General features: G+C 56.4%; 13 protein-coding genes. 5 read left to right on the top strand and 8 right to left on the bottom strand.

Annotated elements, in window-relative coordinates; translation table 11 throughout:
* Nucleotides 1-64: 64 nt before the first annotated feature.
* Both HBN68_RS05735 and HBN68_RS05730 read right to left on the bottom strand, forming a co-directional pair.
* Nucleotides 65-1,165, bottom strand: coding sequence for a TIGR00730 family Rossman fold protein (locus tag HBN68_RS05735; RefSeq protein ID WP_094995210.1), 1,101 nt, complete (start codon nucleotides 1,163-1,165; stop codon nucleotides 65-67).
* A 206-nt stretch (nucleotides 1,166-1,371) separates the two neighbouring features.
* Nucleotides 1,372-1,782: a PA3611 family quorum-sensing-regulated virulence factor gene (locus HBN68_RS05730; protein WP_094995211.1), complete on the bottom strand. Its 411-nt coding sequence runs from the start codon at nucleotides 1,780-1,782 to the stop codon at nucleotides 1,372-1,374.
* A gap of 227 nt (nucleotides 1,783-2,009) precedes the next feature.
* Between HBN68_RS05730 and HBN68_RS05725 the strand changes: the two genes are divergently transcribed.
* The 3 genes from HBN68_RS05725 to HBN68_RS05715 all read left to right on the top strand — a co-directional run bounded on the left by HBN68_RS05725 (nucleotide 2,010) and on the right by HBN68_RS05715 (nucleotide 4,146).
* Nucleotides 2,010-2,762 (top strand): tRNA-uridine aminocarboxypropyltransferase, encoded by a 753-nt coding sequence (locus tag HBN68_RS05725; RefSeq protein ID WP_094995223.1) that lies wholly within the window; start codon nucleotides 2,010-2,012, stop codon nucleotides 2,760-2,762.
* Nucleotides 2,763-3,057: 295 nt separating this feature from the next.
* Nucleotides 3,058-3,708, top strand: a complete 651-nt coding sequence (erdR, locus tag HBN68_RS05720; protein ID WP_094995212.1) for a response regulator transcription factor ErdR — start codon at nucleotides 3,058-3,060, stop codon at nucleotides 3,706-3,708.
* Between the two features lie 75 nt (nucleotides 3,709-3,783).
* On the top strand, nucleotides 3,784-4,146 hold the full coding sequence (locus HBN68_RS05715; RefSeq protein WP_047274143.1) for a diacylglycerol kinase: 363 nt from the start codon (nucleotides 3,784-3,786) through the stop codon (nucleotides 4,144-4,146).
* Here the strand turns inward: HBN68_RS05715 and HBN68_RS05710 are convergent.
* A complete protein-coding gene (locus HBN68_RS05710; protein WP_094995213.1) occupies nucleotides 4,143-5,069 on the bottom strand; it encodes a LysR family transcriptional regulator in 927 nt (308 codons plus the stop codon). The genes HBN68_RS05715 and HBN68_RS05710 overlap by 4 nt on opposite strands.
* 117 nt (nucleotides 5,070-5,186) lie before the next feature.
* Here HBN68_RS05710 and fpr point away from each other — a divergent pair, with 117 nt between their 5' ends.
* Nucleotides 5,187-5,966 (top strand): ferredoxin-NADP reductase, encoded by a 780-nt coding sequence (gene fpr, locus HBN68_RS05705; RefSeq protein ID WP_169963284.1) that lies wholly within the window; start codon nucleotides 5,187-5,189, stop codon nucleotides 5,964-5,966.
* 66 nt (nucleotides 5,967-6,032) lie between these two features.
* On the opposite strand, the gene tsaA is transcribed toward fpr, so the two are convergent.
* The 5 genes from tsaA to rimO form a co-directional block, all read right to left on the bottom strand.
* On the bottom strand, nucleotides 6,033-6,728 hold the full coding sequence (tsaA, locus tag HBN68_RS05700) for a tRNA (N6-threonylcarbamoyladenosine(37)-N6)-methyltransferase TrmO (RefSeq protein WP_094995215.1): 696 nt from the start codon (nucleotides 6,726-6,728) through the stop codon (nucleotides 6,033-6,035).
* Between the two features lie 52 nt (nucleotides 6,729-6,780).
* Nucleotides 6,781-7,242 carry a DUF1456 family protein gene (locus tag HBN68_RS05695; RefSeq protein WP_169963286.1) on the bottom strand — a complete coding sequence of 154 codons (462 nt, stop codon included), beginning with the start codon at nucleotides 7,240-7,242 and terminating at the stop codon, nucleotides 6,781-6,783.
* A 74-nt stretch (nucleotides 7,243-7,316) separates the two neighbouring features.
* Nucleotides 7,317-8,027 carry an rRNA pseudouridine synthase gene (locus HBN68_RS05690; protein ID WP_047274154.1) on the bottom strand — a complete coding sequence of 237 codons (711 nt, stop codon included), beginning with the start codon at nucleotides 8,025-8,027 and terminating at the stop codon, nucleotides 7,317-7,319.
* Nucleotides 8,028-8,077: 50 nt separating this feature from the next.
* A complete protein-coding gene (locus tag HBN68_RS05685; protein WP_094995217.1) occupies nucleotides 8,078-8,563 on the bottom strand; it encodes a GNAT family N-acetyltransferase in 486 nt (161 codons plus the stop codon).
* A gap of 103 nt (nucleotides 8,564-8,666) precedes the next feature.
* A complete protein-coding gene (rimO, locus tag HBN68_RS05680) occupies nucleotides 8,667-10,004 on the bottom strand; it encodes a 30S ribosomal protein S12 methylthiotransferase RimO (protein ID WP_169963289.1) in 1,338 nt (445 codons plus the stop codon).
* 290 nt (nucleotides 10,005-10,294) lie between these two features.
* On the opposite strand from rimO, the gene HBN68_RS05675 reads away from it, so the two are divergent.
* Nucleotides 10,295-12,196, top strand: a complete 1,902-nt coding sequence (locus HBN68_RS05675; RefSeq protein ID WP_169963291.1) for a potassium transporter Kup — start codon at nucleotides 10,295-10,297, stop codon at nucleotides 12,194-12,196.
* Nucleotides 12,197-12,260: the final 64 nt, after the last annotated feature.

Genomic DNA, 12,260 nt, shown 5'->3' with positions numbered 1-12,260 from the left:
AACAGCTGCTGTCGCTGGCAAAGGCAGTGTTGAGCGGTAAGTCCCCCGGTTCCACTGCATTGCGTTAAATGCAGGTTGTTCCCATCCCTTGGCTACAGTCAGCATTCCGTTGTTCAGCCCAGTTGCGTGACAGGTTTATAAAATCAACCAATTCACGCAGGCGGCCTTGATTGCGGCCACTGAACGCAAAACTTAAACGAGTCAAATGGTTGAAGTCCGGCTCATCGTCAATCTGCTGGTGGAAACCATCGCTCAGGCAAATGTCTGCAAACGCTTGTTGAACTTCATGCAACGCCTCTTCTGTAAGCGGACGTTTCATGCGCACGGCAAATATTTTGTTCAGCCAGCGGGTGGAGTGGAAGTTGTTATAGAACTGATTGATCTCCGCCACGGCTTCTTCAGGGGTGTGAACCAGTCGCATCAGTTTGAGATCGTTGGGCAAGATGTAATGATTGGCTTCGAGATGGTCGCGAACGAAGTCCAGCGCGCTTTGCCAGAAGGTTCCGCCTGGTATGTCCAGCAGCACCACAGGTACAAGCGGCGTCTTTCCCGTTTGAATCAGCGTCAGCACTTCCAGCACTTCATCCAGCGTGCCGAAACCTCCGGGGCACATTACCAGCCCGTCTGCCTCTTTGATGAAGAACAGTTTGCGCGTGAAGAAGAAGTGAAACGCCAGCAGATTGGGCGTGCCGAGAATGGTGGGGTTGGCGCGCTGTTCGAAGGGCAGGGTGATGTTGAAGCCCAGGCTGTGATCAGCGCCTGCGCCTTCATGGGCGGCTGCCATGATGCCAGCACCGCCGCCGGTGATGACCATGAAGTCTGATCGGGCAAGCGTGGCCCCTACTTCTCGGGCTAATGCATACAGCGGATCTTCAATGGGGGTTCGCGCAGAACCAAAGACTGTCACTTTGCGTCGGCCCCGGAACTGCTCCAGTACCCGGAAAGTCTTTTCCAGTTCGCGTATGGCTTGCAGTGTGATTTTGGCATTCCAGCGATCAAGGTCGTCGTGTGCCATGCGCAACACGGTCATCAGCATTTCGCGATAGAGCGCGCGGTTTGGGCTCTCAGGGGCTATCAACTGCAGTTGAGCGTCTACTTGCGCCGCAATTTCAAGGCTCAAGTGCTCAGATTCGAAAGGCAGGGGCTCATGGGATTGATCAGGCATGTACGACTCCTTCAGCACAACATCCTTTGGGCGCTGCGAATGAGACAGCGCAGACACACAGTGTCAAAAGTGATGGCCTGATGATGGTCTTGCACCGCTGAGGCTGGCAACCGCTAATTACTTGAAGCGCATGAAGAATCGTTAAAAACGCAGGGAGTGATCACGCCGTATCGGAGTACGGCGTGCGGGGATACAGTGCTAAACCGTTATTTCTTGCGCTGACAGTTGTCGGCGCCGATGTCCTGAACCAACACGGGCTTGTTGGTTTTATATTCCCTGATGTTGAAACGCATGATTGCCCCCTTGGCCATCAGCTTGCGGAAGCCTGGATTGCTGCAAACACTGCGGCCCAGTTGGGGGATGGCCGCTTCAGGTGCGGAGCGCATCTGGGCTGCGAGGTTCGGACTTGCTTCAAGGTTGTTGATCAGTACCTTGCCTTCAACGGTGAAACCTTTGTCCAGCAAGTCGGCGTTGATCGCCCGTGGTTTGCCTTCGTTATTTTTTTCGGCAACTTTGAGCAGGTTTTTGTTCAGGTTGAATTCTGCAAGAGAGGCCGCTTGTGCGCCTAAAGGCAGTGCGAGCAATAGAGCAACGGTCGGAATGATATAGCGCAGCATGAAACTCTCCTGATTCAGTGACGCAGGCTTTGACCCGCCACAGGTCTATGCGTTCAGTGGCGCGGGAGTATAGGTCAGCCTGCGCTGTCAGGAAATGCCTCACGTCATGGGCGGCTCCGTCAGGGCATGGCCTCTGTTAGACTGCGCGCCTTTGTTCAGCGAATCGGTTCCTGCGCTCACCCGAGGCGACGGACGATCTGCCCCCCTAAGTAAAAAACATGACCCTGATGACTTTTTCCCCGAATGCAGTCGCCCGTTTACGAGACGAGCGAGAAGAGGAAAGCACCAAACCCTACTTGTCACGCGGCTCTCGCGCGCCCCGTTGCCCTACCTGCCGCGTGATCGCGAGTCATTGCTTGTGCCGTTGGCGACCGCAGGTCAGCACGCGGGCGGGCGTGTGCCTGATCATGACCAAAAAGGAAGTGTTCAAGCCGAGTAATACCGGGTGGTTGATTGCGGATGTGGTGAGCGATAACTATGCCTTCATTTGGTCGCGCACTGACACCGATCCAGGCTTGCTGGCATTACTGTCCGACCCGCAATGGCAACCTTATCTGGTGTTTCCTGGGGAATATGTAGAGCCTGAACGCGTGACCCACAGCGTTAAACTCGACACTGCCAAGCGTCCGTTGTTTATCCTGCTGGATGCTACCTGGACGGAAGCGCGCAAGATCTTTCGCAAAAGCCCTTACTTTGATCGGTTGCCGATCCTGAGCCTGTTGCCCGAACGTTTGTCGCGCTATCGGCTGCGCCGCTCTACCCGCAGCGAGCATTTATGCACCGCCGAAGTCGCGAGTCTGTGCCTTGATCTGGCCGGCGACACCCAGGCCTCCACTGCGCTTGACGCTTACTTCGATGTGTTCAGTCAGCACTATCTCGATGCCCGCAATCAGTTGCCGATCAACGAAAGCAGCGCAGCGCATCGTGAGCTGGACGTTTTCTGTAAAAGACCTTCGTCAGAATCGCTCTCAATAGACTAAAGAAGTAGCGCTACAATTTTCGGCAATGACAGGGTGTGTCAAAGAGTCGCGGCCTTGCAGGTGTGCTGAATGTCTGACAGGGCTCAAAGACGACATCGGTTTTATCCTTGACCCTCTTGCATTCGCTGGGCATGCTTGGCGCCGATTCGGGCGCTGTTGCTGTTCAAACCCTTATATTTCGCGACGTTTAGCGTAAAACGCGCCCTTTGACGCACTGTGTTGACACTGTTGCTCAAGTTGCCTTAGCGGATACTGGAATGACTCAGTACTCGCCTGAAACGGGATCATTTAAAAAATGGCCACATACGAAATCCTGATTGCCGACGACCATCCCTTGTTCCGCAGCGCCTTGCATCAGGCGGTGACATTGGGGCTGGGACCGGATGTTCGTCTGGTAGAGGTCGCCAGTATTGCCGAGCTGGAAAAACAGCTGGCCATCAAGGCGGATTGGGATCTGGTGCTACTCGATTTGAACATGCCGGGTGCCTACGGGTTTTCCGGGTTGGTACTGTTGCGCGGGCAATACCCGCAAATCCCTGTGGTCATGGTTTCTGCCCAGGAAGATGCGTCGGTGATGGTACGCTCCCGAGAGTTCGGTGCCAGCGGATTTATTCCGAAGTCCAGCTCTCTGGAACAGATTCAACAAGCCGTGCGCGTGGTGCTGGATGGCGATGTGTCGTGGCCGCCCCAGGCATTTGAAGAGGTTCAAGTGTCTGCTGAAGCCAAAGCGGCCAGCGAAGGGTTAGCCAGTTTGACACCGCAGCAGTTTCGAGTGCTGACCATGGTCTGTGAAGGTTTGTTGAACAAGCAGATTGCTTATGAGCTGAGCGTGTCGGAAGCGACCATCAAGGCTCACGTGACGGCGATTTTCCGCAAACTGGGGGTACGAACTCGCACCCAGGCGGCGTTGCTTTTGCAACAACTGGAGTCAATTTCGAGCCATTAATCGGCCGCTCTTCACGCTTTTTTGACGATGCGTGATCTAGCGTCCTTTTCTCATTTCTTACGCAGTTACTTATCTATGTCGCCTTTTAAAGGGAAAACCGGTTTTAAACGGATTTTGAACGCTGGCGGCTATTCGTTGGACGGCCTGCGTGCGGCCTTTACCGGCGAAGCAGCGTTTCGTCAGTTGGTGTTGCTCAACGTGGTGCTGATCCCGTTGACGTTTTTCCTAAGTGTCAGTCGGGTAGAGCGCGCGTTATTAATTGCGGTTTGCTTGTTGGCCCTGATTGTTGAGTTGATTAACTCGGCCATCGAAGCGGCGATCGACCGTATCTCCCTCGACTTGCACCCGCTGTCGAAAAACGCCAAAGACATGGGCAGCGCCGCGCAGTTTGTGGTGCTGACCCTGATTGCAGTGGTGTGGGCGGTGATCCTGCTTTAAGCAATATTAGGCAGTACGATCTCGTCGCTGCGGTGTACGCCGGCGGTGAATGCGCGGCACAGGTCCAAAAACTCGCGCATGGCAGAGGTCTGGTACTTCTTTTTATGCCAGATGAAGTAAAACTGCCGCGCAAGGTCCAGTTCGGGGGTTTCAACCGCAACCAAACTGCCACGTCGAAAGGCGTCGCGCAGTGCCAGGCGGGAGATGCAACCAATGCCTAGCCCCGATTCGACGGCGCGCTTGATCGCTTCGGTGTGCTCCAGCTCAAGGCGAATGTTGAGCGCACTTTGGTGATGGCGCATCGCCTGATCGAAGGTGAGGCGCGTGCCGGACCCTTGCTCACGCAGGATCCATGCTTCGCGGGTCAGCTCCTGCAGGGTGGCATGACCCCGGGTAGCCAACGGATGCTGCGGTGCACAAAACACCACCAGTTCATCTTCCACCCAGCTCTGTACTTCGATGTCCGGATGGCTACAGTCGCCTTCAATTAGACCCAGATCAATTTCATAGTGGGTTACTTGCTGCACGATATGCGCCGTGTTTTGTACGATCAGTTTCACTTGGCTCTCGGGATGGGCCTGCATGAAGCTGCCGATCAGCAACGTGGCCAAATAGTTACCAATGGTCAGGGTTGCGCCCACAGTCAGTGAGCCAAAACCGGATTTGCCGTTGAGCAAGTCTTCGATTTCTTTGGCCTGATCCAGCAGCGCGACCGCTTGGGGCAGCAACTGGCGCCCCAATGCGTTGAGGCTCAAGCGCTTGCCGGCGCGGTCGAACAGTTGGCAACTGGTCTGGCGCTCCAGTTCGGTAATCGAGGTACTGGCAGCCGATTGTGAAAGGGCCAACAAGCCAGCAGCGCGCGACACGCTCTCTTGTTGGGCGACTGTGACGAACACTTGGAGTTGTCTGAGAGTAAATCGCATATCGATATAACCGATAACCCTTATCTTGATAATTCAGTTAACAGATATTGTCCTCGCCATTAGAATGCTATGCAATCGCGCCCATAATCAGCGCAGGCGAAATTAGGAGCCCCGTAGATGAGCAACATGAACCACGAACGTGTCCTCAGTGTTCACCACTGGAACGACACCCTGTTCAGCTTTAAGTGCACCCGCGACCCGGGCCTGCGCTTTGAGAACGGTCAGTTCGTGATGATCGGCCTGATGCAACCCAACGGCCGTCCGCTGATGCGCGCCTATTCGATCGCCAGCCCCAATTGGGAAGAGCATCTGGAATTCTTCAGCATCAAGGTGCCGGATGGCCCGCTGACCTCCCAGTTGCAGCACTTGAAGGAAGGCGATGAGATCATCATCAGCAAAAAGCCTACCGGTACGCTGGTGCTGGACGATTTGAAGCCGGGCAAGCATCTTTACCTGCTGAGCACCGGCACCGGCCTTGCGCCCTTCATGAGTGTGATTCAAGACCCGGAAACCTACGAGCGTTTTGAAAAGGTCATTCTGTGCCACGGTGTGCGCTATGTGAACGAAGTCGCTTACCGCGAATTCATCACCGAGCACTTGCCACAGAACGAGTTTTTCGGTGAGGCAGTACGCGAAAAGTTGATCTACTACCCGACGGTTACTCGCGAGCCGTTTGAAAACCAGGGCCGTCTGACTGACCTAATGCGCAGTGGCAAACTGTTCAGTGACATCGGCCTGCCGCCAATCAATCCGCAGGACGACCGCGCCATGCTGTGCGGCAGCCCGAGCATGCTGGACGAAACCAGTGAAGTGCTGAACAGCTTCGGCCTGACAGTCTCGCCGCGCATGCGCGAGCCGGGTGATTACCTGATCGAGCGTGCCTTCGTCGAGAAGTAACCCGTTTCGTTCAACAAAAAGCCCGCGGGGTCCAAAAGACTGCGCGGGCTTTTTGCTGTCTGGCGCTTAACCGGCGGCAATGACCTCTAGCACACATATTTTGCCGGGCTCGGGATAGTGCCAGCGCACATCCAGGTCCCAAAACTGTGCACCGTATTCACGTTGCGCTGTTGGCGTCTGGTAAGCCGGACGCGGGTCTTGGGCCAGGCACTGTTCAATCAGTTCCACCAGCGGTTCCTGAAGACGTAGACCATGGGTATGCGCCTGCTGCAGCGCGGTGTCGGTCCAGATCACAGGAATCAGCACCGGCGCAGCACTGGCCATGCAGTTACTGGCGCTGGCGATGATGTCTGCGTATGGGACATAGGGTTTGATATCGAGAATCGGTGTGCCATCAAGCAGGTCGATGCCCGAGATATGCAGCCGGTCAGCCTCGACCTTGTCCAGCTTGACCACGGACTGGCCAATACCATTCGGACGATGCGTAGCGCGGGTCGCGAAGACCCCCATCGAGGTGTTGCCCCCCAGGCGCGGCGGGCGCACCTTGAGTCGTGGCTTATCCTCCAGGGCCTGATGGAACACGAACAGTAACCAGACGTGGCTGACCTGTTCGAGACCTTGTACAGCCTCACCCTGATTGAACGGGGCGACCAGCTCCAGTACGCCGCGCGCAGCAGGCGCCAGTTGCGGCTGGCGCGGGATGGCGAATTTCTCCTTGAAGCAGGAGCGCACATAGCCGATGGGGGAAACGCTGTAGGTCATGAAGTTGAAACCCTGGGCAACGATGACATGGGCTGTTTCAACACGTCAGTGTTTAGCCGCGCACACGCAAGGTCAGGCCCTTGAGGAAGTTGCGCAGCAACTGATCGCCACAGGTGCGGTAATTGGTGTGACCAAACTTGCGGAACAGCGCGCTCAGTTCTGGTTTGGACACCGGGAAACCGGCTGACTTCAAGATAGCGTGCATGTCGTCTTCTTTCAGTTCGAAGGCCACGCGCAGCTTTTTCAAAATCGTGTTGTTGGTCACGGGCAGTTCCACCGGTACTGGCGGGCGGCTTTCATCCTTACCGCGCTTGAAGATCACCAAGCCATCCAGAAAATGCGCCATGACGTTGTCCGGGCAACGCACAAAACCTTCTTCTTCGTCTTTCTTCAGGTAAGTCAGCACGTCTTCTTTGGTGACGTCCAGACCACCCAACTTGATGATGTCGACCACCTTGTTGTCGCTGATGTCGAGCATGTAGCGCACGCTGCGCAGTACGTCGTTATGAATCATGTGGGCAATCCTGATATTCAGCAGTGAGCACCGCAGGCGTGCTGCGGTGTCGAAATGTGGGGCTTTAGCAGTATTTAAAACTTTTCTTTGGCTGTCATGTAGCGCCATTGCCCGACGGGCAGCTTGCCCATGGACACTCCACCAATACGGATGCGCCGCATTGAAATCACGGTCAGGCCCACGGCCTGGCAAAACAGGGCGATCACCCCCGGCTGCGGGTTTTTCATCGCAAAGCGCAGGCGGTTTTCACTTTGCCAGCTGGCTTTGACGGCAGGCAGCTCGCGACCCTTGTAGGTCATGCCATGGTTGAGACGATTCAAGCCATGAGGCGCCATTTCACCCGAGACTTCGACCACGTATTCCTGCTCGATCTTGCTCGCGTCGGCAGTCAGTTTGCGGACGATTTTCCAGTCCTGAGTGAACACCAGAAGACCACTGGCATTGGCCTGTAGCTCATTGCCAACGCTCAGGCGCAGGAAGTGCCCCTTGAGCGGGCGCTTGCCATACCGGTGTTCTTCGCTCAGTGAGTCCGGGCCAATCAGGGCCATGGCACTGTCAGTGTCGAGACCGGCGGGGGCATTCAGCAGGATGGTTACGGGCTCCGGCGCGGTCGCCTTGGCTTGCGGATCCAGCTCGACTTTTTGGTTGTCGACTTTGAACTGCGGTTCGTCGATGACTTCGCCATCTACCGTGACCCAGCCACCTTCAATGAACAGTTCGGCCTCACGGCGGGAGCAGCCGACGAGTTCGATGAGGCGTTTGGAGAGACGTATCGGTTCAGACATGACAAGGGCCGTAATGTAATTGGGCGACTATTGTACCCGCCTCGGGCCGGTTAAGCCCGGCAACATTTGTTCTGGGTCCGGGTTGCGCGCTTATATCGCAGGTGCAGCAGTGGATAAGGTTCGCCCAGACCGTCCGTTTCACTGCGGCCGATGATTTCAAAGCCCTGATTCAGGTAAAAACCGAGGGCCTGCGGATTTTGCTCATTCACGTCGAGTTCGGACGCGTTCAGTTCATTGATGGCATACATCAACAGGCTTTTTCCCACGCCGAGCCCCCGATAATCCGGGTGAATAAACAGCATTTCGACCTTGCGTGCAGCTACCCCGGCAAACCCCGCAATGCGTTTATGCACTGGGTCGCGGCAGCAAATGAGCATCACCGCATCCAGGTAACGATGCTCCACCAGTTCTCTGAGTTCTTGAATGTAGCTGCGGGGCAAAAAGTCATGGGTAGCGCGAACGGATGCTTCCCATACAGTGGCAAGTTCGTTGAAATCTTTAAGCCCCGGTGTTTGAACGACCCAAGTCGGCTTCATTCTGCGCGTGTCTCCCATCCATGATGAAGTTGATCACTAAACAATAGTCGTAAAAAAAGCCCTGACGCGAGCGCGGCAGGGCTTTTTGAGGGCTGATTGCGTGTTACAGCGCTTCAGCCCACAAGTCATATTCGTCCGCATCCGTGACGCGGCACATGATCTTGTCACCCGGCTTGATGTCTTTTTCGGTGGCAATAAACACATTGCCGTCGATTTCCGGTGCATCGAAGAAGCAGCGGCCAACCGCGCCTTGCTCATCCACTTCGTCGATCAGGACTTCAATGTCCTTGCCGATTTTCATCTGCAGGCGTGCAGCGCTAATGGCTTGCTGGTGCGCCATGAAACGATCCCATCGATCCTGCTTGATCTCGTCCGGCACGACGTCCAGGTCCAGATCATTGGCCGGTGCGCCTTCTACCGGCGAGTACTGGAAGCAACCTACGCGGTCCAGTTGTGCTTCAGTCAGCCAGTTCAGCAAGTACTGGAAGTCTTCTTCGGTCTCGCCTGGGAAGCCGACAATAAAGGTAGAGCGGATAATGAGGTCCGGGCAGATTTCGCGCCAGTTCTTGATGCGTGCCAGGGTCTTGTCTTCGAACGCCGGGCGCTTCATCGACTTGAGCACTTTAGGGCTGGCGTGCTGAAACGGAATGTCCAGATACGGCAGGATTTTGCCCGCCGCCATTAAAGGAATCAGCTCGTCCACGTGCGGGTACGGGTAGACGTAGTGCAAGCGCACCCAGACACCCAGCGTGCTCAAGGCCTCGCACAGCTCGGTCATGCGGGTTTTGACGGGAGCGCCATTCCAGAAGCCGGTGCGGTATTTCACGTCCACGCCGTATGCGCTGGTGTCTTGGGAGATGACCAGCAACTCTTTAACCCCGGACTTGACCAGGCGCTGAGCTTCGTCCAGTACGTCGCCGACCGGACGGCTGACCAGTTTGCCGCGCATCGAGGGAATGATGCAGAAGCTGCAGCTATGGTTGCAGCCTTCGGAAATCTTCAGGTACGCATAATGACGCGGGGTCAGCTTGATGCCTTGTGGCGGCACCAGATCGATCAGCGGGTTGTGATCCTGACGCGGTGGCACGACTTCGTGCACGGCGTTGACCACTTGCTCGTACTGTTGAGGGCCCGTTACGGCCAGCACGCTTGGGTGCACGTTACGGATGTTGCCTTCTTCGACGCCCATGCAGCCGGTCACGATGACCTTGCCGTTTTCCTTGATGGCTTCGCCGATGACTTCCAGCGATTCAGCCTTCGCGCTGTCGATGAAGCCGCAGGTGTTGACCACCACGACGTCGGCGTCTTGGTAAGTTGAAACGACATCGTAGCCTTCCATACGCAGCTGCGTCAGGATGCGCTCGGAGTCGACCAGCGCTTTCGGGCAACCCAGAGAGACGAAGCCAACCTTGGGGTTGGCTGGCGTGGTAACGGTGGACATGGCGAACCTCGGTATGTAGTGACGTTACATGCCCGTAAAGGCTGCACGACGAACGGACGCTTGATGCGCCTCTAGTGAAAAAAGTGCGCAATTTTAGCTATGGTCTACGCAGTTGACCAGCGTTATACGGGGATTTACGACGAGTGCTGCGCTATGCTGCGCGCCGTTGCGAAAGTAGGGTTTTTAACCTGCGATTTTTCGTAGATAACAGTCAGACAATCAGCGCATGCTGCCGATCAAGCGTAGCGCTCGCCATTAAGAAACGTAGACCAGAGTTGTAGGAGTGGTTGATGGGGCAGGCAAGTAGTCAGGCGGCAGAAGGCGGGCACTCAGCTGCCCGGCCGATTGGGATGCTGGTTGCGGCAGTCGGGGTGGTGTACGGCGACATCGGTACCAGCCCGTTGTATACCCTCAAAGAGGTGTTTTCGGGTGCTTACGGGGTTCAAGTCAACCACGACGGCGTATTCGGAATTTTGGCGCTGATCCTCTGGTCGCTGATCTGGGTGGTGTCGATCAAGTACGTGCTGTTCATTTTGCGCGCCGACAACCAGGGCGAGGGCGGCATCATGGCCCTGACAGCACTGGCGCGTCGGGCCGCATCGCCCTATCCGAAACTGCGCACGATGCTGGTGATCCTTGGGCTGATCGGTGCGTCGCTGTTTTACGGCGACAGCATGATCACCCCGGCCATTTCCGTATTGTCGGCGGTCGAGGGCCTTGAATTGGCATTTGACGGGCTGGAGCACTGGGTGGTGCCGCTGGCCTTGATTGTGCTGGTGTTACTGTTTTTGATTCAGCGCCATGGCACGGCCAGTATCGGCAAGCTGTTTGGTCCGGTGATGGTGGTGTGGTTTGTGGTGCTGGGCGGGCTGGGCATCCACGGAATCGCGCAACACCCTGAAGTACTCCACGCGCTTAACCCGATATGGGGCGTGCGTTTCTTTGTGTCGCACCCGGGCATGGGCGTGGCCATTCTGGGCGCGGTGGTACTGGCCTTGACCGGTGCCGAAGCACTGTATGCCGACATGGGGCACTTCGGGCGCAAGCCGATTGCCCGGGCCTGGTTCATTCTGGTGTTGCCCGCGCTGGCGCTGAACTACTTCGGTCAGGGAGCGCTACTGTTGGAAAACCCGGAAGCTGCGCGTAACCCGTTTTATCTGCTGGCCCCGAGTTGGGCGCTGATTCCTTTGGTGGTGCTGTCCACGCTGGCCACGGTGATCGCGTCGCAAGCGGTGATTTCCGGGGCGTTCTCCTTGACCCGGCAGGCCATTCAGTTGGGTTACATCCCGCGCATGCATATCCAGCACACGTCGAGTGACGAACAGGGCCAAATTTACATTGGCGCCGTGAACTGGTCGTTGATGGTCGGTGTGATTCTGCTGGTGCTGGGCTTTGAGTCCTCGGGCGCGCTGGCGTCAGCTTATGGCGTGGCGGTGACCGGCACCATGCTGATTACCAGCATTCTGGTGTCGGCAGTGATGCTGTTGCTGTGGAAGTGGTCACCGATCCTCACGGTGCCGATTCTGGTCGGTTTTCTGTTGGTGGACGGCCTGTTTTTCGCTGCCAACGTGCCGAAAATCGTACAGGGCGGGGCCTTTCCGGTGTTGGCCGGTATCGTATTGTTCGTGCTCATGACCACGTGGCGGCGCGGCAAACAATTGCTGGTGGACCGGCTGGACGAAAACGCGTTGCCGTTGCCGCTGTTCATCAGCAGCATTCGCGTGCAGCCGCCGCACCGCGTGCAAGGCACGGCAGTGTTCCTGACTGCCCGGCCGGACGCAGTGCCCCACGCGCTACTGCACAACCTGCTGCATAACCAGGTATTGCATGAGCAAGTGGTGCTGCTGACGGTGGTCAACGAAGACTCGCCGCGAGTGCCAGCAGAACGGCGTTTTGAAGTGGACGCGTATGGCGATGGTTTTTTTCGGGTGATCCTGCATTTTGGGTTCATGGACGAGCCCGATGTGCCGCAAGCATTGAAGCTGTGTCATCTCGATGAGCTGGATTTCAGCCCGATGCGCACCACTTACTTCCTCAGTCGCGAGACCGTTATTCCCTCCAAACTGGTGGGCATGGCGCGCTGGCGCGAAGGGTTGTTTGCGTTCATGTTGAAAAACGCCAACGGAAATCTGAGGTTTTTCAAGCTGCCGGTTAACCGGGTGATCGAACTGGGCACCCAGGTCGAGATCTAGCCTGACAAAAAAAGCCCGACCTCGTAAGCGGTCGGGCTTTTTTGTGTGCGGCTGTCGGCGTTAT

Origin of the sequence: Pseudomonas sp. WS 5078, assembly GCF_012985745.1 — a bacterium.
Taxonomy (GTDB): domain Bacteria; phylum Pseudomonadota; class Gammaproteobacteria; order Pseudomonadales; family Pseudomonadaceae; genus Aquipseudomonas; species Aquipseudomonas lundensis_A.
The sequence above is the reverse complement of the archived record's forward strand: the minus strand, read 5'-3'. Positions and strand labels throughout refer to the sequence as shown.

Coding starts and splice junctions, on each gene's coding strand:
- HBN68_RS05675 (WP_169963291.1), top strand. CDS start 10,295: ATGGGGCAGGCAAGTAGTCAGGCGGCAGAAGGCGGGCACTCAGCTGCC.
- fpr (WP_169963284.1), top strand. CDS start 5,187: ATGAGCAACATGAACCACGAACGTGTCCTCAGTGTTCACCACTGGAAC.
- HBN68_RS05730 (WP_094995211.1), bottom strand. CDS start 1,782: ATGCTGCGCTATATCATTCCGACCGTTGCTCTATTGCTCGCACTGCCT.
- HBN68_RS05690 (WP_047274154.1), bottom strand. CDS start 8,027: ATGTCTGAACCGATACGTCTCTCCAAACGCCTCATCGAACTCGTCGGC.
- HBN68_RS05695 (WP_169963286.1), bottom strand. CDS start 7,242: ATGATTCATAACGACGTACTGCGCAGCGTGCGCTACATGCTCGACATC.
- HBN68_RS05715 (WP_047274143.1), top strand. CDS start 3,784: ATGTCGCCTTTTAAAGGGAAAACCGGTTTTAAACGGATTTTGAACGCT.
- tsaA (WP_094995215.1), bottom strand. CDS start 6,728: ATGACCTACAGCGTTTCCCCCATCGGCTATGTGCGCTCCTGCTTCAAG.
- HBN68_RS05685 (WP_094995217.1), bottom strand. CDS start 8,563: ATGAAGCCGACTTGGGTCGTTCAAACACCGGGGCTTAAAGATTTCAAC.
- HBN68_RS05735 (WP_094995210.1), bottom strand. CDS start 1,165: ATGCCTGATCAATCCCATGAGCCCCTGCCTTTCGAATCTGAGCACTTG.
- erdR (WP_094995212.1), top strand. CDS start 3,058: ATGGCCACATACGAAATCCTGATTGCCGACGACCATCCCTTGTTCCGC.
- rimO (WP_169963289.1), bottom strand. CDS start 10,004: ATGTCCACCGTTACCACGCCAGCCAACCCCAAGGTTGGCTTCGTCTCT.
- HBN68_RS05725 (WP_094995223.1), top strand. CDS start 2,010: ATGACTTTTTCCCCGAATGCAGTCGCCCGTTTACGAGACGAGCGAGAA.
- HBN68_RS05710 (WP_094995213.1), bottom strand. CDS start 5,069: ATGCGATTTACTCTCAGACAACTCCAAGTGTTCGTCACAGTCGCCCAA.